Origin of the sequence: Flavobacterium quisquiliarum, from assembly GCF_019308285.1 — a bacterium.
GTDB classification, from domain to species: Bacteria; Bacteroidota; Bacteroidia; order Flavobacteriales; family Flavobacteriaceae; genus Flavobacterium; species Flavobacterium quisquiliarum.
The window spans coordinates 14,034-38,554 of sequence record NZ_WWEM01000032.1 but is presented as its reverse complement, the minus strand read 5'-3'; the positions used below and the strand labels follow the sequence as shown (position 1 = coordinate 38,554).

The following is a 24,521-nucleotide window of genomic DNA, read 5'->3' as shown; positions in this document are numbered from 1 at the left end:
GTAGAAATTGACATTATTAAATTTCAGAGCTTAATATTTTTACTAAATTATCAATCGGATGCAGATCGCCACTTTGGATGTAGTAATTGCTGGCATCCATTTTAGTATATTGATTTAGCATTGCATTTTGAGGCAGGATATTATTATCTTTAATAGCATTTATAAAATCTTTATTGCTGCAATATCCTGCTATATCAAACTCCCAGACTGAATTGAATATTAACTCTTCAATTTCATTTTTTGTCATTTCATCGTTATATAAGCACTTTTTAGCTGTAAATAATTTTTTTATATCCGGCTGAATTCTAACCAAAATAAAATAATCATATTGAATTGTAGAATTGTTATTTAATGAAAGGTTCGGAATGTATTGTCCCTCGTAATTCCAGTCTTTTGTTTCAAGAAGCAATAAATTGGACTGAGCAGCAACAGATTTAACATTGATTTTTCGGCCCTTAATTTCCAAGTCCGAATCATCCCAAACACCTTCACCATAAATTTCAAAATCAAGTTTTCTAGATTCAAGATTTTGGTCTTTAAAATAATTGTAAAGAACAGTCTCTGCTAGTTTTCCCTGAAAAGTATTGCAAAATTTCTCGCTTTTTTTTCTTTCATATTGTCCGCCTGTTCGGCAATTTCTATGATGTCCTTTTCCAAAACACATTTCAAATGAAAAATCTATAACTTGCTGTATTTGAACTTTAGAAATTGGTAAGCCCAAAAATGCTTTTGTGTTACTCACATAATAATAATCTTTCTGCTCAATTATTTTATGATTCAGTTTCATTGTTTTAAAACTTCTTTAATTATTTATCATTTGTAACTCTCGAGTTTCAAATATAATAAATTTAAAGAATTTTCTTTCTTTTGTAAAAACTTTACTTTTCTGTTGAATAGAAAAGCTAATTATATTTTAACTGCCTTTTAAAATTTCATCAATAATTATTTTTTGAACTTCTTCTGATTTTTCAGTTAGAACAGAATGACCAGCATCTTTAAACAAAAATATTTTTTTCTTAGGAGCCTTTAGTTTATCGAAATATTTTTCAGCAATAGTAAAGTTGGTTTGGAGATCTTTTTCGCCAATAAAGAAATATACAGGGCATTTAACAGAAGGAAGATCTTTAAAAAGATTTTGTTTAATAGCTTTATTCCATGTTGGCATCCAAGTGTCTGACCAGGATTTAAGATATTCTTTTACTACAGTTGTATCTTTATCTGCAAAGGGCTGTCCATCATAATTAAACATCCATTTTCGTGAATAAAATATTTGTTGGTAGTTTTCAAAAGGAATTTTTACCGTTTTTAGTTCTTTTTCGCCAGCAGTGTTATGTTTTTCTTTTGCGTCAGCTTTAAGTTTATCCAGCAGTATTCGCTCGCTGTTAGATTGATCGATTACAGGGCTGAATGCCAGATAGGCATTTAATAAATCGGGATGCTTTTGAGTCATGTAAAATCCTAACACAGTTCCCCAAGATTCGCCTGCGAGATATATTTTTTGTTTATTAAATTTTTTTAAAAGTAGCTTTACCAATTCATAAGTATCATTTTCCATTAGTTCCAGCGTGATTGGCTCCGAAGACTTATTAAGAGCTAAAGTTCTGCCTGCGTCTCTTTGGTCCCACTGAACCACCAAAAAATGATCTTCAAGTTTATTCGTAAATTTTTCCGCTTGATTCATTCGAGAACTGCCAGGTCCGCCATGTAAAAATAAAATCAGAGGAGAAGTCTGTTTTCCTTTATAAGAGATGACTTGTTTTATTTTACCCACCGACAAAGTATCATAATGAGTTTGAGTCTGTGTAAATGATTTATTAGAAACGAAAACAATAAGAAGTATTACAAAATGTATTTTTTTCATCTGTCAAACTGGTGTTAAATTTAATGTTCAGATTTGTTACTCAGGGTTTTGTATGTGTTTAATGTATTGATATGTATTTGATTAAAACAAAAATAAAAGTTTTTTGCAAAGCTGGATTTATTATTTGTAATAAATGTTTTATGGTTTTCTTTTAATACTGAGAAATAGGATTTTTTTAGTTTGAAATTAATTAAATAAGGGTTTTGAGAAGTATGTTTATAGTAATTGAAAAGAAAAAAAATACGGATTTTTAGATTTGGAGAGTCTGGCATAATTTTTTTCTTTTGTTTCTTGCCTTTTCGTAGAAGAAAAGGGATTTGAAAAAACGTCGGATCCCGCTTTTATACTGCATTTATAATATTCTCAAAGGCTGTATAATTGTTTCAAGTGATAGACAAAATTTTCAGCATCCTTACTCAGTTTTTTTTCTACATCAATTTTTATGAAATCATTTTTTCTAATGATGATGATCTTATGCTGGTTTAATTTCAGATGGAAACAGATAATCGTAAGTAGAAATATAATTAAAGCAAAGATTAGTGATTTTTCAGTAGGCTTTAGAATATTAAAAAATACAATGGCAAATAATAAAGCGGTATAATTTGAAAAGTATGTTTTTCTTTTAATAAATCTAATTTTATTGATGCTTTTTAAATGAATAGTTTTCTTTTGATTTAAAATGATCAGTCTTATTTGATCACTATAAATTTCTCCAAAATCGTTCTGATAAATATGCTGCATCAATGATTTTAATTAGTTTTTACTGCAGTTTTATACAAATTGGAGAATATTTTGTAGCAACTGTTTTTAAGCATTTTATATTTTATCAATTTTCTGAAATAGTAAAGATTATTTAATACTTCTAAATCATTTACATTTATAGTTCAATTACTGGCGAAAAAGCCAGTAATTGAATTCTATATTTATTTAGTCGGTTATTGGTGGTAATAACCGGCTTTCAGATTATTGATAAATGATTCAATTTACTCTAAGAAGAATAAAATTAGGAATCATAAACTTCCCCCAAAAAAGTTTATCAACAGTTACAAATTTGGTAATGTTTTTTTGTTTTTATAGAACTATAAAGAAGTAAGATGTTCTTTATCGTTAAATTACTTCCTTTTAAAGGTTTTGTTAGGTCTTTTTGATTAAATCTAAAGAGGAGATGGAATTGGAAAGCAGCAAAAACATATTTTTTGTAGATGAGACAGTGATAATGATGATGGAATTTTCTAAAATCAATCGTGTAAAAAGATTGGTAAAAAGGTTATTTAAAAAAGAAAAATTAAAGATTATGTTCTATAAGATCTTTTAATTCACTAAATACAAATGGCTTTTTTAAAAATTGCTTTACTCCTAAACTGAACCCAATTACTTTATCTTTCGACTCTATTTCTGCTGAAAGGAATATAACAGGCGTACTAGCATATTCAGATTCAATATGTTGCTCCATAAAACCATAGCCATCAAGTTTAGGCATCATAATATCGCAAAGTATAATATCAGGTTCAAATTCTTTTACTTTCTTTAATCCGTCCCTTCCGTCTTCTGCTTCACAAACAATGTGTCCAACAAAAGAAAGCAATTCGCAAATTGTAATTCGTAATGTTTCTTCATCATCAATGATTAATATTTTAGCCATATTCCTTTTATTTTTTTCTTTGGTAATTTCAGTTCTATGCAGACTTGTGAATTAAATACGAGGAACGACTTCTTTTGGATGTATAGAAAATCCAAATAATCAAAAGAACTCCTTTAATAAATTAAGAATACATATTTTTTTCTAGTGTATTAATAAATTTAAATATAGCTTATAAAGTATTGGAGTACGAGGGGTATACTAACTAATTGCATTAAGCAACAAACTAATACCTGAAAATTCATATTGGTTTATTCCTAAATGCTACGTAAACTTAGAGTAATAATTTAAAAATACAAAAGAAAAAGTTAAAATATTATTTTTCAATTGTAATAATTATATCACAAATTTTGTTTGATTTTTTTGTGATATAGCTACAAAATGTTAAATTTTTATAAGTTTTGAAGAGAAAAATAGATTAGACCGAATATTCTAATGGTCTTTTAGACGATAAGATGCTTTATTTTAAAAGCAGCGTTATAGATCTTAATAAAAGGTTTGTTATAGTAATTCCATACAGATTGGTGTGGAATTGAGAAGATACAAATTAAAATTTCTCTTATCATGAAATTTAAAAACGAATTATTAAGATCAGCTTGATAGATTTTAATTGCAACAGGAGCAAAAATACACCGTTCCAATTTATGCTTTGAATTGGCTGCTTTTAATTTTTTTTTAATGGAGAAGTAAACTGTTAAGCACTTTCTGTTTCTATAGATTTTATGAAATCCCGAGGAGTAGTATTAAGATATAATTTAAAACTTGTTGAAAAATAAGATAATGAACTAAATCCGGTTTGGTCAACTATGTATTTGATATTTCTTTCGCCAGAATGAATTAGTTTAACAGCATAATCGAGTCTAAATTCCCTGATATATTGGCTGGCATTTTTATGAGTTAATTTCCGTACTCTTTTGTCGAGGGTTGATTTGCTGATGGCCAAATCTCTGGCAAGCTCATTCATGTCAATATTGGTCTTCATTTTTTGAATTAAAATTTCGTTTAATGAGGTAATGAAATCTTTTTCAGAGAGTTTAATTGTAATTTTAGAAAAAGGATCTGGACTGAATTTTTTTTCAATGTTGTTTTTAAGAAAGATTAGATTGTTGATTTTATAGATTAATTCTTGAACTTTAAAGGGCTTTATAATAAAATCAGTAACACCATTTTTGAGTTGCTTAAATTTTAAATCATCGTCAATATTGGCAGTAATCATAATAAATGGAATTACATTAAATTTATTGTTTTTACGAATTTTAAAAAACAGTTCCTCTCCATTTAGATTAGGCATCAGCATATCACAAATGATTATATCAGGTATATTTTTATTCAAATAAAAGAGAGCTTCCACACTGTCTTTGAAATATAGGACATCAAAATTATTTAATTTTAATATTTCTGAGATGGTAGTTCCCAGTACTATATCATCTTCAATTATAGTTATTTTAGTTGTTTGTTTTGTCATTGGTTTAATTTATTTTAAATCATTACGGTTATTTTTTAGATTATCAGTATTATTTTGAAAATAAAGCATAAAATGTAATACTTTTAGTTTCTTATTTGAAAAATTGATAAAAAGAGATGAAAAAACTACTGTCGTATGTTTCTAAAATCAATAATCATCTATTGGAATGCTCTACAATAGATGACGCTTTAAATTTGTGCATTAGAGATATTGGTTTAGAACACAACATGGATAGATGTTACATTCTAAAAAATAAAAATAATAGCGATTTGTTAGGTTTTGATTATGCTTACGCTTACGAATGGTGTAACAATGGTATAACATCTTATATTCATCATCTTGATCTGAGCAAAAGTCTTATAAATGCTTTATTTTCTCTTGATACTATTTTATCCAGAGATAAATTGAGGTTTGGGATAGGTAAAGATATTGATAATAACTTATTAAAAAAGATTTTCGAAATACGCGGTGTTAAATCTTATTTTTTTGCGCCAATTTTTTCTGACAATGTATTCTGGGGCTGGATTGGACTTGAAGACTGCACCAATGAACGGTTTTGGGAAGAGGATGAAATCTCGGTGTTGCAGACCATTATAAAAAGCTTAGGAATCCGTCTTAGCCAGACTGCAACTGTATCAAAATTAGAGAGAACGATAGAAAAATTTAATTTTTTTATGTCAAGTTCAAATCAAGCGATGTGGGAGTTTGATATTGAAACTGAAAAAACAAATTTTAGTTTAAATTGGTTCGGAATTATAGGATATACTCCTGAGGAAATACATGAAATTCCTAATTTCTGGGAAAAAGTTTTTTCTGCAGCTGATCATGACAAGATTTTTAATGATTTTAAAAAATTTGTATCCGGAAAATTGGAGCGCTTTGAAGGCAACATACAAATTATTCATAAGAATGGACATTCTATTTCAGCACGATACTCGGGTTTACTAAAACTAAATAAAAATGGAATTCCCAAAAAAGTTATAGGTACATATATGGATATTAGTGAACTGGTAGAAAAAGAGAAACAAGTGCTATTGTCTGAAGCAAAATTTAGGTTTATTGCCGAAAATACCACAGACTTAATCTGCCAGCATTCAAAAGAAGGAAATTTACTTTATGTTTCCAGTTTGTCGAATGATATAATAGGGTATAATTTTGAAGAGTTGATTAATAAATGTCCTTGGGATTTTATTCATCAAAAAGACTTGGATAATATTAAGAAATATTATTATTCAATTGTCAAAAATAAGGAAATTGAAACCATCACATTTCGGTTTAGGAAAAATGATGGCACCTATGTCTGGCTGGAAACGGCAACAAAAGTGATGCTGGATTCAGAAAAAAACATCATAGGATTTCAAACTTCCAGCAGAGATATAACTAAACGTATAAAAGCTGATAAAGAAATGAAAGCGGCCTTTTTAAAAGAAAGGAAGTTCAATGAATTAAAATCTAATTTTGTTTCTATTGCTTCACATCAATTCAGAACTCCATTGACTGTTATTTATTCTAATGCTGAACTTTTAGAGCTAAAGATAAATCATCATGAAAAAGGCCTTTCCAATGATTGCAATGTTATTATTTCTAGAATAAAAAATGAGGTGGAGAGAATGACAGAGCTAATGAATAATATTTTAGTCTTTGGAAAACAGGAAGCAAAAAAAATTGAAAAAATAATTCAGCCAATAGATCTTAATGAGTTTATTGAAACACTTACAAAGACCTATTTTAATAAGGATGGCGGTGCAAAAATCAAAGTAACAAAGAAAGGAGTAAAGAGAATCTTTTTTACTGATGAGTCACTAATTGTCCATATCCTCACAAATGTCATCAATAATGCATTTAAATACTCAGTGGGTAAACCAGATCCAGAGCTAATTATTAGTTACCTAGAAAATACAATTGAGATCCAGGTCATTGATTATGGTATGGGAATACCTAAAAAAGATATTCCAAATTTATTTACTTCATTTTTCAGAGCTTCTAATACCAGCTCAATAATTGGTTCTGGATTAGGCTTAGTTATTGTAAAACAGTTTACGGAATTTTTAAACGGGACTGTAGAATTAAAAACCAAAGAAAATTTTGGAACAACAATTAAATTGACATTTCCTTATGAGCACCAATAAAATTCTACTTGTAGACGATGAGCCAAATGTTAGAGAAACAATAAAGGAACTTTTGGTCTTTAAAAATTATGATGTTAGAACTGTAGCAAATGGGCAGGAAGCTTTGGATATGCTAGAATATTGGATGCCAGATTTAATTCTATGCGATATGGTTATGCCAGTTATGAATGGGACTGAACTGCATGAAAATATTAGAAACAATAAATCTTGGAGTATCATTCCTTTTATTTTTTTATCGGCAAAAAATGAAATTGATTTAATACAGCAATGTCTGCTGGATGGAGCGGATGGATTTTTAACTAAACCATTTAAAATAAATGAATTAACGCTTATAGTTGCCGCAGGTCTTGAAAGATTTGAAAAAAATCAAAATATGAGAAATAATTTACAGATCGTTAAAAAAAAAGACTTTCTCAGTTAAGTAAATACTCATCTTGATTTAATTTATTTCAGGACAAATTAGTAGAATTAGAGAGTCTTACTATTCTTAAATTTTCTATTGAAATAATATCCAAAGGTGTTATTTTAATTCTATACCATTTTTTTTTAAACAGTGCGTACTATTTTAGTTTTTGAAATGGTGTTTTTATTTATTTGTTCCTGTAAATAAACGGTTGAGGAATTTTACTATTATTAAATATATTAAATCAAATTATGAACAAAATTGTTTCTCAGAATATCAGAACCATAAGGGAAATGAAAAATCTTACCAGAGATTTTGTCGCTGGTGAATTGGACATGACTTATAGTGGTTACGGTAAAATTGAAAGAGGTGAAATTGATATAACAATTTCTAAAATATCCAAACTGGCAGATATTTTTGGAATTTCAATTTCTGATTTATTATTTTTTGACGTGTCGTATTTTTTTAATAATGATGCAGAAGATAAATTTGATGGACAATCTGGAAGTGTCAGTAATTCCGGTGTAAAAACGTTTAGGATGCCAAACAGTAGACTTTTGGATTTTCAGGTAAAAAAAGTTAGAAATAACGGATAACTTTAAGTTGTAATTTTAAGGAAAACCGCTGAAAGAATGAGGCGGTTTTTTATTATTGATTTGGAAGATGAAAGAGACTGTTCATGATAGAGCAGTCTCTTTTTTTATTCATTTGGCTTAAGATCCTATTGCTTGATAAACAAATCCAATTTTTTGCATTTCTGTTTTATTTAGTATGTTTCTTCCATCAAAAACAAAAGCAGGTTTCTGCATGGCGTCATAGATTCTCTGCCAGTCATAATCAACAAATTCTTCCCATTCCGTAAGCACAGCTATAGCATGAGCTCCTTGGCAAGCATCATAAGGATTTTCAAAAGATTTTGTACTTTTTGCATTTTCAGCAGCTGATCTGGTTTCTAAATAATCCAAGTCAGCTAAAATTTTCTTTTGGTTTACTTTAGGATCGTAAACGCAAATACCAGCCTGCTCATTTATTAAATCATCTGCTATATAAATGGCTGCAGATTCTCTCGTATCATTAGTATCTTTTTTAAAGGCCCAGCCTAAAAAAGTAATTTTCTTGCCAGCAACGGTGTTGTAAAGCGTTTTTACAATCTTGTCAGCAAATCTTTTTTTCTGATGGTCATTCATTATAATTACCTGTTCCCAGTAATCTGCCGTTTCATTCAGTCCATAGGATTTAGCAATGTAAACTAAGTTCAAAATGTCTTTTTTGAAGCAAGAACCACCAAATCCAACTGAGGCTTTAAGAAATTTTGATCCAATTCTGGTATCCATTCCGATAGCCCGAGCCACTTCGTTTATATCGGCTCCTGTTTTTTCACAGAGTTCAGATAAAGCATTGATTGATGATATTCGCTGTGCTAAAAATGCATTAGCAGTCAATTTTGATAATTCTGATGACCATACATTTGTAGTTAATATTTTGTCCTGCGGGACCCAGTTTGCATATATATCGACTAAGGCTTGTATGGCTTTTTGCCCTTCAGGTGTTTGATCTCCTCCAATTAAAATGCGGTCGGGATTCAACAAATCAGAAATGGCAGTTCCTTCGGCAAGGAATTCAGGATTAGATAAAATTTGGAATTGGACACCATTGCCTGTATTGTCAAGAATACTTTTAATAGCTTCAGCAGTTCGTACAGGAAGTGTTGACTTTTCTACTACAATTTTATTGTCTTTTGCCACTTTTGCAATTTGTCTGGCACATAATTCAATGTATTTTAAATCTGCCGCCATTCCTTTTCCTTTTCCATAAGTTTTTGTGGGAGTGTTTACAGAGATGAATATAATTTGAGCTTCTTCGATTGCCTTTTCCACGTCATTTGAAAAAAACAAGTTTTTTCCTCTTGTTTCCGCGACAACACTACTTAGGCCAGGTTCAAATATTGGGATATTATCTGTATTTTCATCATTCCAGGCATCAATTCGTTCCTGATTTAAATCGACTACCGTAATCTTGAGGTGTGGACATTTTTGTGCTATAACTGCCATGGTAGGTCCGCCGACATATCCGGCTCCAATGCAGCATATTTTAGTGATTTCCATTTGATCTGTTTTATAATTTTTAAATTATTCTGAAAGGATATTTTCCTGATTATTTAATGTGCTATTTTTTTAATAAGGAGTAGTTTTTTTGATGAATAGCTTTCACAGCTGTATTTATGAAAGAATCAATCGTTTGATTTTCTTATTCTCAAGGTAATAACGATGCATCATTTTAAAGCTTATAAAAGTAATTTCTGCCGTGTTTTTTTTGCTTCCTTTAAAGAGTTATATGTTCCAAAATTTGGTTTTATTGTCTTTTACAGTTTCTGTGTTGCCCTTTCGTTTGTAGTAATTTTGTTGCTGTAGAGTTTTAGTTTTTTGATTCTTTGCAAGAAGAAAATGATGAGATTTGGAATGCTATTTTCAAGTGTTTTCTGCAAGAATTATCAACTCTGTATTTTGTCATTTAAAATATTTTTTAGGTAGTTAAAATGTAACTATCTACGGGGAACCCTTGTTCAATTTTATTTTTTTAATTGTTTTCTGCATGTTTTACCTACGTTCATACAAAAACAGTTTTTCTATATTTTAATCTAAACCAATTATGAAAACAGGAATAACATTTAGTGCCTTTGATCTGCTTCATGCAGGTCACATTAAAATGCTGGAAGAAGCAAAATTAAATTGTGATTATCTTATTGTTGGACTGCAGACTGATCCAACTCTTGACCGACCGGAGAAGAACAAACCGAGTCAGTCAGTTGTAGAACGTTACATCCAGCTTAAAGGATGCAAATTTGTAGATGAAATAGTTCCTTATGCAACAGAGCAGGATTTAAAGGATATTCTACAGTCTTTTCAAATTGATGTACGTTTTTTAGGAGACGAATATAAGGACAGAGATTTTACAGGAAGATCTTATTGTGAAGAAAAAGGAATAGAGTTCTATTTTAACACAAGAGATCATCGTTTTTCAAGCAGCGGTCTTCGCAGAGAAGTTTTTCAATTGGAACTTTTAAACGGAAATAAATGATTGCAGCAGCTAATATCGTTCATGTTGTATTAACAGGAGGAGTCGGTAGCAGGTTATGGCCTCTTTCTCGTAAAACAAAACCAAAACAGTATCTTGATTTGTTTGACGGATGCTCCCTTTTGGAAATGACAATTGATAGAAATAAAAGCATCGCTGATAGATTAATCATTGTTGGCAATGTAGAAAACCATTCATTGAGCTGTAAAGTGATGGAGAAATTTTCTCTTGAGCATTCGCATATTGTTGAGGCTGCGCCGAGAAATACCGCTGCAGCGATTGCTTTTGCCGCTTTTCAGTCTAAAGAAGAGGATGTTTTAATTGTTACGCCTTCAGATCATATTATTAATGGAGAAGAAGAGTATTTGGCAGCACTAAAACAAGCAATCGAAATTGCAGAGAATAATTATCTAGTCACTTTTGGCATCAAGCCATCAAAACCTGAAACTGGATATGGTTACATTGAGTTTGAAGGAAATCATGTATTGGCTTTTCATGAAAAACCTAGTTTAGATAAGGCTTCAGATTTTTTAGAACAGGGTAATTTTTATTGGAACAGCGGTCTTTTTTGTTTTAAGGCAGGAGTATTTCTGCAGGAACTTCAAAAACAGGAACCAGAAGTTTACAACAAGGCAAAAACAGCTTGGGAAGCTAATGATTCAGGATTTTTAGATTATGATTTGTCTATGCAGATTCCTTCCATTAGTATTGATTATGCTGTTATGGAGCGTAGTTCTAATATAAAAGTTGTGGCTTCGCAGTTTGACTGGTCAGATCTTGGATCGTTTGAATCCGTTTATGATTATTTAGTGAAAAAAGGGCATCAAGCTGACGCTAACGGAAATATTCTAATTGGATCAGCCATACACACTTCTTTTATTGGGGTAGAAAACTGCCTTTTAGTTCATACTCCCGATGCTTTTTTGGTAGTAAAAAAAGAAAATTCGCAAGAGGTAAAACAAGTTTATCAAGAATTGGAAGCGGCTAATTCTCCACTGCTTTAAAGTATAAGCTACAGTTAAATACAAAATTATTACAACATCAAAAATATTATGACCAATACACCAAAAATAGCTTTAATAACCGGAGTTACAGGACAGGACGGCGCTTACTTAAGTGAATTTTTACTTAAAAAAAATTACATAGTTCACGGACTTAAAAGACGCTCTTCTTTATTTAATACGGACCGAATCGATCATTTATACCAGGATCCGCATGTAGACAATCAGCGTTTTATACTTCATTACGGTGAGATGACTGACAGCACCAATTTAATTCGTCTGATTCAGGAAATACAACCAGATGAGATTTACAATCTTGCGGCTATGAGCCATGTTCAGGTATCTTTTGAAGTGCCAGAGTACACTGGTAACGCTGACGGATTAGGAACTTTAAGGATTTTAGATGCTGTCCGTTTATTAGGATTGGAAAAAAAGACACGTATTTATCAGGCTTCTACATCTGAATTGTATGGAAAAGTCCAAGAAGTGCCACAGACGGAAAAAACACCTTTTTATCCTCGTTCCCCTTATGCAGTGGCAAAAATGTATGCGTACTGGATTACAGTGAATTACAGAGAAGCTTATGGTATGTATGCCTGCAACGGAATTCTATTTAATCATGAATCGCCAATTCGCGGGGAAACTTTTGTAACCAGAAAAATTACCCGTGCAGTATCGCGTATTGCGTTAGGATTACAGGAAAAATTTTATTTAGGAAATCTAGATGCCCAAAGAGACTGGGGACATGCGAAGGATTATGTACGTATGATGTGGATGATTCTTCAAGCCGATGAACCAGAAGATTGGGTAATTGCTACAGGAACAACTACAACAGTTCGTGATTTTGTCAAGATGAGTTTTGCTTATGTTGGGGTGGAAATTGAATTTAAAGGTAGCGGTGTTGATGAAAAAGCTTACGTAGCTGCATGTAATAATCCTGATTTTCAAATAGAAATCGGAAAAGAAATCTTAGCGGTAAATCCTCGTTATTTCCGTCCTACAGAGGTGGAATTACTAATTGGAGACGCTACAAAAGCAAATACTAAATTAGGATGGGTGCCCGAATATAATTTACAGGATTTAGTAAATGATATGATGCAGTCTGATATAAAAATAATGCAGAAAGATCATCATTTAGAAGAAGCAGGATATCAAACAATGAACTACTACGAGTAAAATGAATATAGATAAAACTTCCAAAATATACATTGCAGGTCATCGCGGTATGGTGGGATCTGCAGTATGGAGAGCGTTGGAAAACGAAGGATATCAAAATTTAATCGGACAGTCAAGCAGTGAGTTGGATCTGCGTGACCAGCAGGCGGTTCAGGCATTTTTTGAAAAAGAGAAACCGAAGGCAGTTATAGATGCAGCAGCAAAAGTGGGAGGGATTCTGGCAAACAATAATTATCCCTATCAATTTATTATGGAGAATATGCAGATTCAGAATAATTTAATTGATACTGCTTTAAAGTCAGGAATAGAGAAATTTATTTTTCTTGGCAGTTCTTGTATTTATCCTAAAATGGCACCACAGCCTATTCAGGAAGATTATTTATTAACTGCAGCATTGGAACCAACCAATGAATGGTATGCCTTGGCAAAAATTTCGGGCATCAAAGCTTGTCAGGCTGTTCGTAAAGAATTTGATAAAGACTATGTAAGTCTAATGCCAACTAATTTGTATGGGATTCACGATAATTTTGATTTGAAAAGCTCACATGTTTTACCAGCTATGATCAGAAAATTTCATGAAGCTAAGCAAAATAATCATGCAGCAGTAACACTTTGGGGAACAGGAAATCCTATGAGAGAGTTTCTTCATGCAGACGATATGGCGAAGGCTGTAGTATTTGCCTTAGAAAACAGACTGCCGGATTATTTATACAATGTTGGATCTGGACAAGATTTAAGCATCAAAGAATTAGCATTGACGATTCAAAGCATTGTAGGACATCAAGGTAAAATTACTTGGGATGATTCTATGCCTGATGGTACACCTCGAAAATTGATGGATAGTTCAAAAATGCAGCAATTGGGTTGGAAACAACAGATTCATCTTAAAGATGGAATTGCAAAAACATACGAATGGTTTTTGGCCAATGCTGAAAATATAAAAGAAGTTTCAATCGGCTTGTAATTGAATTATGTGTTTCGTTTAGCTGTCCCGTATAAAATATGAGAATACATTTTAAAATAAAGAATTAAAATAAAAGTGAAAACTAATCATTTTCCGTTCTTAAACCGCCTCAAATCACTTGAATACGCATGAATATTTTAGTATAAATTCAATTTAACAATTAAAAGTTATGGATGCAAACAGAGTAATGGTTTATGATAAATTTCATTATTTCTCAAGGTTTTTGAAATATGAGTTTAAGGATATCAATTTTGTTGCCGGGCATAAAGCAGATATTCTTTATGGGCATGAAATGACAGATGATCTTTCATTAGTAGTTTTTGTTTTTTATTCGGAGAATGATTTGATCGATCTTTTAAGGATTAATTCATACGGAATTCCAGTATTGGTCTGTAATCATTGCCCTCAGTTCCTCAATAAATTTAAAAACATACAAAACATTGAAGTGTTAGAATGTCTGGATACAAAAAGGGGATTTAGAAATGATCTTAGACTGCATTTTGAGGAAAAATTTAGTTTGGTTGATGAACAGTCAATATGTAAATAGAACAGCGTACAGCTTTATTTTTTAGGTAAAAATTAGAAGAAATGAACAAGCTAAAAGAGAGAAAGAGAATCAGCATCAGTGATTTGAAAGCCGTAAACAAAAAATTAGAAAGTTTTGCTTTCAGAGTATCACATGATCTGCTTTCGCCGGTTAATGCTTTAAAAATGCTGGTTTCTTTAATAGAAGAAGAAACTCAGGAAGAAAGCACAATGGAATATATCCGAATGATAAAAGACCGCGTAGTTCATCTAGACCAGACGATTCGAAACAATCTAAAAAATTCAAAAGCCGATTATCCAGAACTTCAGATCACAAAAATTCCACTTGAAAAAACGGTTGCAGACGCAGCTGAAATTTTTTCTAATGAAATCAAAACTTTAGGAATTCATTTTCAAGTAAACATTAACGAACAAGAAGCCTTTTTTTCAGATAGATTCAGATTAAATACGGTATTGGAAAACTTGATAGGCAATGCTGTAAAATATCATAATAAAGAGGCTGTTGATAAAGTGATAGTTGTAGAAGGTTATTCAGACGAAAATACACTTAAAATTTCTGTATCCGATAATGGGATTGGGATTGCAGAGATCAATCAGGACAGAGTATTTGATAAATTTTTCAGAGAATCCAATAGCTCTGAAGGATACGGAATAGGATTGCATATCGTAAAACAAACCGTTGAAGCTTTGGAAGGTACTATTAATGTGAAGTCTGCTCAAGGAAGAGGCAGCTGTTTTATTTTAGAATTAAGAAACTTTAAAAATCAAAATTAATACTTTAAAAGGGAATGAAACAGTTGTTGTATATAGCGCCAGTGATAATTGATTTTGAAAAATTAAATGGGGTGTCTAAAAAAATACTAAATCAATATAAAGTTTTTAGTAAATCGTATAATGTCACGCTAATCTCTTATGGCCCAGACTGTCTTTATTATCTGAATAATAGTTTTTTTGAAACGATTCCTTTAGAAAATACCAATCGAAGACTCAAAATGTATTCTTTTATTGATAAAACTCTTTCAGTAAACAATTACAGTTTTATTTACACCAGATACCATTTGTGTGATTTTTTGTTTCTCAATTCCCTGAGAATCTTAAGTAAAAAAAAGAGCAAAATTGTTATTGAAATCCCTACGTTTCCTTACAAGCACGAACTGCTGAAATGGAAGGGAGGAGCAATGCGTTATTTCATGGATGCTTCTTCTAATTTTTTGCTGAGACTTTATGTTGGTCGAATTGTAACGTATTCAAATGATCATAAGATTTTCGGTATAAAAACCATAAATACCATGAATGGAGTTATTTATGAAAATGTTATTCCAGTGGAAAAGAGAATTTACAATGCCAATGAAATACATTTAATTTCGGTATCTCTTACCATGAGTTGTCATGGTTACGACAGGTTAATAGAAGGATTAAAGGAGTATTACCAGCTTGGAGGCGATATTAATATTGTCTACCATTTAGTTGGAGAAGGAGATGAAATCAAAAAGTATCAAGAATTAGTGGCGAAATACGGCATTGAAAAACATGTTTTATTTCATGGTTTCAAAAGCGGAAGTGATTTAGATGCTCTTTATGAAAAGGCAGATCTTGCTGTAAATTCAATTGCAATACACCGAATTGGTTTAGAGACAGAAAGTACAATAAAATCAAAGGAATATGCCGCTAAAGGACTGCCTATGATTTCTTCTTATGTTGTGGATGCTTTTTCAATTCAAGACAATGAAAAATATGTACATCAGATAAGTCCTGATGAAAGTCCTGTTAACATTTACGGACTTATAGAATTTTACAAAAAAATTTACCAGAATACAGATCGTAATATTTCGGAAGAAATCAGATCAGCCTCTCAAAAAAGATGTGATATGTCTGTTACGCTTCAAGGTGTTGTTGAGTATTTTAATGCAGCAGTTTAAGTTTGAAAAATCATAATTATATTACAATTGGATTAGCGCTGCTGGGTATAATAGAAAGTTATTATATCTATAACCAGCCAATTGCAAGAAAAGGTCTAGAATTACTGTTCTTAATTCCTTTGTTTTTTACCGTATGCATATCCATTTACGGCAGTACAATACTTCGGTATCATAAGCAGGGAATAGGACTTAAAATTTATTACAGCATTGTTGTTGTTCGATATCTTATTCAGCCTTTTCTAATTACGCTTTCTGAAGGAAAATTGAATTTTAGGATGCCTGAAGCCAAAGCTGCTTCGTATGATATGGCAGTACTTATTTATGGAATTGAATTATTTATTGCCTGTATTGCTATAAAAAAATGGTTTCCTATTTACATAAAAAAATATCGGAAGAAAGATATTTCACATACACAGCTACCGCTAAATTCTTATGGAAAACGAGTGCTGCTTGTTTATTTCTTATTCCTTTTAGTCCGTTTTAATTCGTGGATGCCGGGACTGAATATATTAGCATTAAAAGAATCAGTTTCTAAAGTTGCAGTTGTATTTGATGCTACGATTTTTAATAGTATAAAAATCTTTATTTTCATTCTATTGCTTGCTGAGGCAAAAAAATATGCGAGAAACAAAGCTGGTTTTCAGTTGTATTTTGGTTTAGGTGTTATTGCGGCCATTTTTAATTTTATATCTTATTTTGGAAGCAACCGTTCGCTGATATACGAAACAGCGATTGCTACAATTACCATTTTGATTGTAAGTTATCCGCAGTTAAAAACAAAGATTTTGGCAATATTACTTCCGTTTGCCATTGTTATTATGGTTTTGTCTTATGCAAATAAACAATTTGCAGAAGATAATGCAGGTACTTTAGAAAGTGGCGATTCCAGCGTGGTAGTTTCCAATTTTATTGAAGAGTATGCCAATGGTTTATGGACTGTTGCACGTTCTTATCAAGCTTCGATAGGCATCAGCACTGCAAAGTCAAATGAGGCTTTGATTAAAGATTTTTCAGATGGACTTTCAGGTTTATCAGATTTACCAGGATTTAAGACTTTGTCCAATAGTTTGAAAGAGCTGCGTTCTTCTTCGGATGTTTTTAAAGATTCATTAAAACAAAGAGATGACAGGGGACAGATGCTCTCGCTTTCCGGAGGCTTTTTAATTATAGGAGGCAATCTGCTGGGCTGGCCGGTGCTGATTTTAGGGAATTATATTATGATTATGCTTTTAGTAAGAATGGAAGCAGCATCTAAAGTCGTTCAAGATTTGTACTATAAATACATGTACATCTGGATGTCCATTCTTATGGGATTAGTTCATTGTTATTGTCTGCAGACCATTATTTTCTGCTGGAGTAAATACATCCTTTTTTATTGGCTTGTCTTGTGGGTAAATCGAATCGGAGTTTTAAAACGAAACAAATATAGGAGAGCAGAGGCTCATGTAGAGAATCTAAATTATAACTGGACAGCTGGGTCTATTGTCTAAAAAAATGAAAAATAGTAAAAAAAGAGTACTCATAGTAGTCAATACACAGTTTCCTTATGGGAAATCAGAAGATTTTTTATCCAATGAATTAGAATACGCGACTGGTTTTGACGAAATAGTATGTTTTCCGATTTTAGTTTATGGAGCTAAGACGTTTGAGGATATTATTTATAAGAAACCCAAACAGTCCGTAACATTTTACAACAGTGCTCTTTCTTATAAAAGCAAATCAAGAATAGTAAAACTCCTTTTTTTGACTTGCACTAATTCAAAATTTTATAAAGAATTATGGCTTTTGATACAGACAAATAGACTGACATTAAGAAATATTAAGCAGCTCTTTATCTTTTTATTTATCGCGCACAATGCTTTAAATGATTTGGAAAAAGTTGTTAAGGAAAAGTACCAAAATTGTGATGTAGTATTATATTCTTACTGGATGTACATTACTGCTTTTGTAATTATTTCATTAAAAAAGAAGTTTCAAAAGACAATCCATTTTGAAAAAAAAATCACGCGCTGTCATCGATTTGACCTCTACGAATATGCTGATGCAGGCCGTTATCTGCCTATGAGAGAATACATTTTGTCTGAGATGGATGAAATACATTCGATTTCAAAAGATGGTGTATCCTATTTAAATAAAGAGTTTCCACAATACAGCGATAAATTAAAATTGTCAAGATTAGGTTCTTTAGATAAAGGCATCAAGATTTTTCCAAAGAGCGAAACACTTCATCTTGTTTCCTGTTCCTGGATGCGTCCTGTTAAAAGAGTATCCGCTATTTTGGAAGCAGTTTCAAAGATTTTTGTAAAGATAGAATGGGTGCATTATGGCGACGGAGAAGAATTTGAAAAGATAAGTAAAATGGCAGCTCAGATCAATAATCCTTCAGTAGCTGTAAAATTGATGGGCGCTTACAGTAATGAAAAAGTACTTGCGGAATATGCCAGTAAAACCTATGATGTTTTTATCAACGTAAGCGAAAATGAAGGTGTTCCTGTTTCTATCATGGAAGCGATGTCTTTTGGAAAAATTATAATCGCTACCAATGTTGGGGGAACGGCAGAGATTGTTGAAAATGGAGTTAATGGTTTTTTACTCGATAAAGATTTTACTAACGAAGAACTGGTTCAGGTACTGACCAAAATAGCTTTATTAGAAGCAGAAGAATTCAACGAAATGTGCAGACAGTCTAGAAGAATTTGGGAAGAAAGATGTAATGCAGAGGCCAATTATCAAAAATTTTATCAGCAGCTTAAAGTGAATTCTGTACAATGAAAAGAAATACCATAAATATAAATCTGCAGCCTGTAAACAATCAAGGTTCTGGAATTGCTCTGTTTGCCAATAAATTAATAGCCGAATTAGAAAAAAGTAAATTATATAAAATTTTCGGCAGTTTTAATTTTGTGAGAGGAGTCAAAAAAAAGGAATTAGAAAGATTCTCCTTCCCTGTAAAATATTCATCAGTTCCCGCTAAAGTTGTGTATTCGAGATTAATAAAAAAAGCACTGCCTTTTTATTACCACAATATGATGCGTGGCGAGTCAGATATTAATTTGTTCCTGACTTATAAAATCCCAAGAGTCAATTACAGCGGTATTGTAATCACTACAATTCATGATTTAATTCCCTTAAGAGTTGCCACAGAAAACGATAAAATACAGACAGATTACAGAAATGATATTGATTATGCAATCCGCCATTCTGATTATTTGATAACAATATCTGAGGCTTCTAAAAAAGACATTTTGGAAGAGTTTTTATACAACAAAAATAAAATTTTTGTCATTCCTAATGGGGTTGATTTTGAGTTGTATAACAATGAAATAGAACAAGAGCACTTAACAAAAGTCAAAGAAAAATATCAACTGCCCAATAAGTTTGTGGTGTATCTAGGAGGAATACGCAGACATAAAAATGTAGATAATTTGATTCGTGCTTATGCTTTGCTTTCTGAAGATATAAGAGCAGAAGTCAGTTTAGTGATTACTCAGGGGAATGAAGATTTGAAAAAGCTGACAGCTAATCTTAACATAGAAGAGCAGGTTTTCTTTACACCTTATATCGATGAAGAAGACAAGCCGGCGGTTTATAAATTGGCTTTGGCAATGGCGTTTATATCGTCTTATGAAGGTTTTGGTCTGCCCATTATAGAAGCCATGGCTGCAGGAACTCCTGTTATTACTTCTAACGTTTCGTCTATGCCAGAAGTTGCCGGTGATGCTGCAGTACTAGTAGATCCATTTGAAATTGAGGAAACTACAGATGCTTTAGAGCGAATTATAGTAGATGCCGATTTTCGAAAAAAGCTGATTGAGTCGGGTTATGAAAATGCCAAAAAATACAGTTGGACGCATTCAGGCGAAGAATTAGTAAAATTATGTAATACCATATTAAAGCAACAGACATGATTCATTTGTTAAAAAAAACAGCACGATTAAGCTTCAGCCTGCCTAAAACGATCTATTTTAATTTCTGTTTGTTTGAACCTAAAATAGCTGTTAAACTTCCCATTTTGGTAGACTATAGAACCAAGTTTTGTTCACTACATAGGAATACAGTTGTATTAAATGAAACCCCAAGATTTGGAATGATTAAAATAGGCTGGGGAGAAGGCGCGGTTGGAAATGAGTGCAATCGCTTTAGCTACTGGACTATTAAAAAAGAATGTAAAGTTGCTTTTGTAGGCAGCGCTCATTTTGCAAGAGGAGTATCATTAAGAGCGGATGAGGGTGGACAGATCGTTTTTGGAAAAAACTTTACAGCAAACCAGAATTTCTTCTGTGCCACCAATACCACTATAACTTTTGGAGATAATGTACTGGCAGGCTGGAACATCCATATTCGGGATGGCGATGGACACCACATTTTTGATCAGGATAACAGCATCATCAATACCAACAGACCAATTTCGATAGGAAGCAAAGTCTGGATAGGAAGTTATGCCACTGTTCTTAAAGGGGCGACAATTCTAGACAACAGTATAGTGGCCTTAGGGTCAATTGTAACAAAATCATTTTCGGAGCCTAACATAATTATTGGTGGCATACCAGCAGTAATGGTTAAGAAGAATGTTCGTTGGGAGAAGTAATCTTATAAAAAACAATAATTTCTAATGACAACAAACAGAACCCGAAGTTCTATAAAAAATTCTGCAGCGGCTTTAATGGGTCAGTTGATCACAATTATTTTAAATTTTGCCGTCCGAACTATATTTATAAAAACATTAGGAGCGGCTTATTTAGGAATTAATGGGTTATTTACCAATATTCTTTCGGTGCTGTCTTTTGCAGAAATTGGATTTGGAACGGCAATTATTTATGCCATGTATATGCCACTCGCTGAAAAAGATGTAATTCAGGTTTCAAAACTAATGAATTATTTTGCCAAGGTTTATGAAATCATTGGTACAGTAATTTTTATTACGGGTCTATTTTTAATTCCTTTTTTACATTTTTTTATCAATGATTTATCAGAATTGCCAAAGGAACTCCCTTCTTTATGGATTATCTATCTGCTCTATTTATTTAATACTTCTATAAGTTATTTTTTTAATTATAAAAGATCATTAATAATTGCCAGCCAGAATGGACATATAGATTCATTAAATCAGCTTTACTTTAATATTATCAAGGGAACTTTACAAATTGCAGTCCTGTTTTTATTCCATGATTTTTTAAGTTTTCTGATCATTCAGATTCTGTGTACTTTTTTAGGGAATTATTTTATATCTAAAAAAGCGGATAAGTTATTTCCTTATTTGATCTATTATAAGCATAAAAAAATTGAGAAAAAAGATAAGATTGCTTTGAGACGCAATGTCTTTGCGATGTCGTTCAGTAAATTAGGTTCTGTTGTCATTACCGGAGTGGATGATTTGTTGATATCAAAATTTGTTGGAATAGTGGCAATGGGGATTTATTCCAACTATTTATTACTGACTAATACCATTAGAATTGTTTTCATGCAAATGCTGCTGCCCATAACGGCAAGTGTTGGAAATTATGTGGCAGAAAAATCAGATGATGAATCGCATACTTTTTTTAAAAAGTTATTTTTTATCAATGCCTATTTTGCTATCTGCTGTTTTATAGCCCTGAGCACATTGGTTAATCCTTTTATACATTTAATTTGGGGAAAAGAATATGTCTTTTCTGCATTAATAACATTTCTGATAACCTTCAATTTCTATTTGGATAGAATGAGAACTACTTCTCAGATTTTTATAGATGCCAAAGGCCTATTCTGGCCCATTAAATGGAAATCTTTATTTGAAGCAGTTATCAATTTATCCCTTTCATTTTACTTTTTATTAGTCTTAAAATGGGGAATCGAATCTATAATCATTGCGACGATAATAAGCAATCTAACAACAAATATATGGTGGGAACCTTATGTAGTTTTTAGATATGGTTTCCAAAAAAAAGTCTTGTCTTATTACATTATGCTGGTTAAATATACTGTTATTCTGGCTGTTTCATATGTAACAGTAAAGTATTTGCAGGAGCCCCTTTCGGATAATTTTTTAGGTTTTTTTGGAAAGGCAGTAATTGCCTTCGTAATTCCAAACATCATTATTCTTCTCGTTTATTTTAAGACAGATGAACTGAAATATTTTATCGCTTTAATACAAAATATTATAAATAAAAAACTATGATCAAGAGGCTATTTTTAAAGCTGGCATTTCATATTCTTAAAACTTTTTTGAAGCCTTTTGACGGTAGAATGCCGAGGTTTTATATGAAGGGCTATAACTTCATTTTGAAAATGGTCGGAGTAAAAATGAATGGTCTTCCAAGATATATCTCAACTCAGGTAAGATTTGATGATTTTAATAAAATCTATTTATCAGAACGTGTGGTCATCTCCGAAAAAGTGATTCTGCTGACACATGATTATTCCTTAACTACTGGTCTTATTGCATTGAATAAAAAGCCTGCGACAGATCTTGCTTTCAAAAAAGAAATCCATATCGGCAAAAATGTATTCATAGGAATGGGGGCTATCATCATGCCTGGAACCATTATTCACGATAATGTAGTCATAGGAGCAGGAAGCGTGGTAAGAGGAACCATTTATTCTGATGCTATTGTTATTGGAAACCCGGGACAGATAATCGGGAAATTAACGGAGAAAGCCCTAAGATGGGAACAGCAGATGGAGAGTTCATTTATACAGAAAGATAGAATTTAAACAGATGAAGATACTTATTATTGGGCCATTTCCTGAACCTATTAACGGCTGTTCGTTAGCTAATCAAGTTCTGTTAAAGCAGCTAGAACTGAAAAAGGAAATTTCTGTAGCTATTATAAACACGAGTTCAAAAAATATTTCTTCAGAAAATGTTGGGCGTTTTTCATTTGGTAAAGTTTTTTCATTTTTAAAGGTCTATAAAAAAATAGGAACAATTTCTAAATCAGATGTAGTTTATACAACACCGGGACAAACTTTTTTTGGGATTGTAAAATATATGCCTTTTTACTTTTACTGTTTAATGACAAGCAGACCTTATATTATCCATATTCATGGAAATCATCTGGGGAATGAATATAAATCTTTGAAAGGATTGAGAAAAAGGATTTTTGCATTCTTTATTCGAAGAGCTACCGCAGGAATTGTTCTTTCGGATTCTTTAAAAAACAATTTTGACGGACTTCTGAATCCAAAGAAAGTTTTTATAGTCGAGAATTTTGCTCAGGATAATTTAGTTCAAAAAGCAGGAGTAGTCAAGCCAAAAGATAAATTAAGGTTGCTTTATTTGAGTAATCTAATGGAGGAAAAAGGAATTCTAGACTTTTTAGATAGTTTAATTCTATTAAGAAATGAGGGAATTATTTTTGAAGCCGATATTGCTGGTAAAATTGAAGACGAATCAGAGGTTATTATAAACGATAAATTCCAAGAACTTCAGGGATTTATTAATTATCACGGCGTTGTATCAGGACAGCGTAAAACTGATCTTCTAGAAAAGTCCAATGTTTTTGTTCTGCCTACCTATTACCGTATGGAAGGACAGCCGATTTCACTAATAGAGGCTATGGCCACGGGGAATATAATCGTTACAACAAAATTTTCTGGAATTCCTGATATTATCAGTACAGAAAACGGCTGTTTTGTTCACTCCAAAAGTCCACAAAGCATATTTAACACCCTACTGGAAATTAATGAAAAATTAGAGGAATGGGTTGATAAATACAGCAGGGTGAATACCAAGTATGTTCAATCCTATTTTACAGAAGAACAATTTGCTGCTAAAGTTTTTAAAGTTATTAAAGACATTTAATTTAAGTTATTATGAAAAAAGTTCGTTTAGATTTATTTAACTCCAAGTTAGGTCTCGACAGAGGCGCATCTAAAGCAAAAGAGATGTTGTGGTATGCCGTAAAGGTTGTATTTTTTCTTTCTGCTATTCCATATCCTTCAAAACTTAAAGTGTTTTTATTGAAAGCATTTGGTGCAAAAGTTGGTAAAGGATTAGTAATTAAGCCAAGAGTTAATATTCATTTTCCGTGGAAGTTAGTTGTTGGAGATAATGTTTGGATTGGTGAAGAGGTGTTTCTTCTAAATTTTGAATTACTCACTATCGGTAATAACGTCTGCATCAGTCAAAAAGTTTTTGTCTGCGGAGGCAATCATGATTACAAAGACCCTACAATGCCTTACAGAAACGGGGTAATAGTAATTGAAGATGGAAGCTGGGTAGGCGCATCCTCATTTGTTGGTCCCAATGTTAAAATAGGAATCAACACTATTGTTTCAGTTGGTTCAATAGTAACAAAGTCATTACCTGAAAATGGGGTTTTTAGTGGCAATCCGCTTCAATTGGTAAAAGAACGCTGGTAATTC

Annotated in this window: 23 protein-coding genes; 18 read left to right on the top strand and 5 right to left on the bottom strand. The window is 32.0% G+C overall.

Going from position 1 to position 24,521, the window contains the following annotated elements:
- Positions 1 to 16: 16 nt before the first annotated feature.
- From GSY47_RS15210 to GSY47_RS15195, 4 genes are all read right to left on the bottom strand, one after another.
- Positions 17 to 787, bottom strand: coding sequence for a hypothetical protein (locus GSY47_RS15210; protein ID WP_179002448.1), 771 nt, complete (start codon positions 785 to 787; stop codon positions 17 to 19).
- A 126-nt stretch (positions 788 to 913) separates the two neighbouring features.
- Complete coding sequence (locus GSY47_RS15205; RefSeq protein ID WP_179002447.1) at positions 914 to 1,861, bottom strand: alpha/beta fold hydrolase; 948 nt, start codon at positions 1,859 to 1,861, stop codon at positions 914 to 916.
- A gap of 1,285 nt (positions 1,862 to 3,146) precedes the next feature.
- On the bottom strand, positions 3,147 to 3,503 hold the full coding sequence (locus tag GSY47_RS15200; RefSeq protein ID WP_179002446.1) for a response regulator transcription factor: 357 nt from the start codon (positions 3,501 to 3,503) through the stop codon (positions 3,147 to 3,149).
- A 691-nt stretch (positions 3,504 to 4,194) separates the two neighbouring features.
- Complete coding sequence (locus tag GSY47_RS15195; RefSeq protein WP_179002445.1) at positions 4,195 to 4,965, bottom strand: response regulator transcription factor; 771 nt, start codon at positions 4,963 to 4,965, stop codon at positions 4,195 to 4,197.
- Positions 4,966 to 5,081: 116 nt separating this feature from the next.
- Here GSY47_RS15195 and GSY47_RS15190 point away from each other — a divergent pair, with 116 nt between their 5' ends.
- The 3 genes from GSY47_RS15190 (at position 5,082) to GSY47_RS15180 (ending at position 8,093) form a co-directional block, all read left to right on the top strand.
- Positions 5,082 to 7,094 (top strand): sensor histidine kinase, encoded by a 2,013-nt coding sequence (locus GSY47_RS15190; protein WP_179002444.1) that lies wholly within the window; start codon positions 5,082 to 5,084, stop codon positions 7,092 to 7,094.
- Positions 7,081 to 7,515 (top strand): response regulator, encoded by a 435-nt coding sequence (locus GSY47_RS15185; protein WP_219071453.1) that lies wholly within the window; start codon positions 7,081 to 7,083, stop codon positions 7,513 to 7,515. The genes GSY47_RS15190 and GSY47_RS15185 overlap by 14 nt, the downstream gene beginning before the upstream one ends.
- Before the next feature lie 233 nt (positions 7,516 to 7,748).
- Entirely contained in the window at positions 7,749 to 8,093 is a 345-nt protein-coding gene (locus GSY47_RS15180; protein ID WP_179002442.1) for a helix-turn-helix domain-containing protein, read from the top strand.
- 117 nt (positions 8,094 to 8,210) lie between these two features.
- Here GSY47_RS15180 and GSY47_RS15175 read toward each other — a convergent pair whose 3' ends face one another.
- Complete coding sequence (locus tag GSY47_RS15175; RefSeq protein ID WP_179002441.1) at positions 8,211 to 9,602, bottom strand: UDP-glucose 6-dehydrogenase; 1,392 nt, start codon at positions 9,600 to 9,602, stop codon at positions 8,211 to 8,213.
- A gap of 544 nt (positions 9,603 to 10,146) precedes the next feature.
- Here GSY47_RS15175 and GSY47_RS15170 point away from each other — a divergent pair.
- The 15 genes from GSY47_RS15170 to GSY47_RS15100 all read left to right on the top strand — a co-directional run bounded on the left by GSY47_RS15170 (position 10,147) and on the right by GSY47_RS15100 (position 24,518).
- Positions 10,147 to 10,575, top strand: coding sequence for an adenylyltransferase/cytidyltransferase family protein (locus GSY47_RS15170; protein WP_179002440.1), 429 nt, complete (start codon positions 10,147 to 10,149; stop codon positions 10,573 to 10,575).
- Positions 10,572 to 11,576: a mannose-1-phosphate guanylyltransferase gene (locus GSY47_RS15165; protein ID WP_179002439.1), complete on the top strand. Its 1,005-nt coding sequence runs from the start codon at positions 10,572 to 10,574 to the stop codon at positions 11,574 to 11,576. Before GSY47_RS15170 ends, GSY47_RS15165 begins: the two co-directional genes overlap by 4 nt.
- Before the next feature lie 48 nt (positions 11,577 to 11,624).
- Positions 11,625 to 12,749 (top strand): GDP-mannose 4,6-dehydratase, encoded by a 1,125-nt coding sequence (gene gmd / locus GSY47_RS15160; RefSeq protein WP_179002438.1) that lies wholly within the window; start codon positions 11,625 to 11,627, stop codon positions 12,747 to 12,749.
- A 7-nt stretch (positions 12,750 to 12,756) separates the two neighbouring features.
- On the top strand, positions 12,757 to 13,713 hold the full coding sequence (locus GSY47_RS15155; RefSeq protein ID WP_317197932.1) for a GDP-L-fucose synthase family protein: 957 nt from the start codon (positions 12,757 to 12,759) through the stop codon (positions 13,711 to 13,713).
- A gap of 169 nt (positions 13,714 to 13,882) precedes the next feature.
- Positions 13,883 to 14,260, top strand: a complete 378-nt coding sequence (locus GSY47_RS15150; RefSeq protein ID WP_179002436.1) for a hypothetical protein — start codon at positions 13,883 to 13,885, stop codon at positions 14,258 to 14,260.
- 41 nt (positions 14,261 to 14,301) lie between these two features.
- A complete protein-coding gene (locus GSY47_RS15145) occupies positions 14,302 to 15,033 on the top strand; it encodes a sensor histidine kinase (RefSeq protein ID WP_179002435.1) in 732 nt (243 codons plus the stop codon).
- A gap of 14 nt (positions 15,034 to 15,047) precedes the next feature.
- Entirely contained in the window at positions 15,048 to 16,178 is a 1,131-nt protein-coding gene (locus tag GSY47_RS15140; RefSeq protein WP_179002434.1) for a glycosyltransferase, read from the top strand.
- A gap of 2 nt (positions 16,179 to 16,180) precedes the next feature.
- Positions 16,181 to 17,668 carry a hypothetical protein gene (locus GSY47_RS15135; RefSeq protein WP_179002433.1) on the top strand — a complete coding sequence of 496 codons (1,488 nt, stop codon included), beginning with the start codon at positions 16,181 to 16,183 and terminating at the stop codon, positions 17,666 to 17,668.
- A gap of 4 nt (positions 17,669 to 17,672) precedes the next feature.
- Positions 17,673 to 18,950 (top strand): glycosyltransferase, encoded by a 1,278-nt coding sequence (locus GSY47_RS15130; protein ID WP_179002432.1) that lies wholly within the window; start codon positions 17,673 to 17,675, stop codon positions 18,948 to 18,950.
- A complete protein-coding gene (locus GSY47_RS15125; RefSeq protein ID WP_179002431.1) occupies positions 18,947 to 20,086 on the top strand; it encodes a glycosyltransferase family 4 protein in 1,140 nt (379 codons plus the stop codon). The genes GSY47_RS15130 and GSY47_RS15125 overlap by 4 nt, the downstream gene beginning before the upstream one ends.
- The gene (locus tag GSY47_RS15120; protein WP_219071452.1) at positions 20,083 to 20,766 is read left to right on the top strand and encodes an acyltransferase; all 684 of its coding nucleotides are present in this window, start codon (positions 20,083 to 20,085) and stop codon (positions 20,764 to 20,766) included. Before GSY47_RS15125 ends, GSY47_RS15120 begins: the two co-directional genes overlap by 4 nt.
- 24 nt (positions 20,767 to 20,790) lie before the next feature.
- A complete protein-coding gene (locus GSY47_RS15115; RefSeq protein ID WP_179002429.1) occupies positions 20,791 to 22,332 on the top strand; it encodes a lipopolysaccharide biosynthesis protein in 1,542 nt (513 codons plus the stop codon).
- Positions 22,329 to 22,868 carry an acyltransferase gene (locus tag GSY47_RS15110; protein ID WP_179002428.1) on the top strand — a complete coding sequence of 180 codons (540 nt, stop codon included), beginning with the start codon at positions 22,329 to 22,331 and terminating at the stop codon, positions 22,866 to 22,868. Before GSY47_RS15115 ends, GSY47_RS15110 begins: the two co-directional genes overlap by 4 nt.
- Positions 22,869 to 22,872: 4 nt before the next feature.
- Positions 22,873 to 23,958: a glycosyltransferase family 4 protein gene (locus GSY47_RS15105; RefSeq protein ID WP_179002427.1), complete on the top strand. Its 1,086-nt coding sequence runs from the start codon at positions 22,873 to 22,875 to the stop codon at positions 23,956 to 23,958.
- An 11-nt stretch (positions 23,959 to 23,969) separates the two neighbouring features.
- Positions 23,970 to 24,518: a WcaF family extracellular polysaccharide biosynthesis acetyltransferase gene (locus GSY47_RS15100; protein WP_179002426.1), complete on the top strand. Its 549-nt coding sequence runs from the start codon at positions 23,970 to 23,972 to the stop codon at positions 24,516 to 24,518.
- Positions 24,519 to 24,521 lie beyond the last annotated feature (3 nt).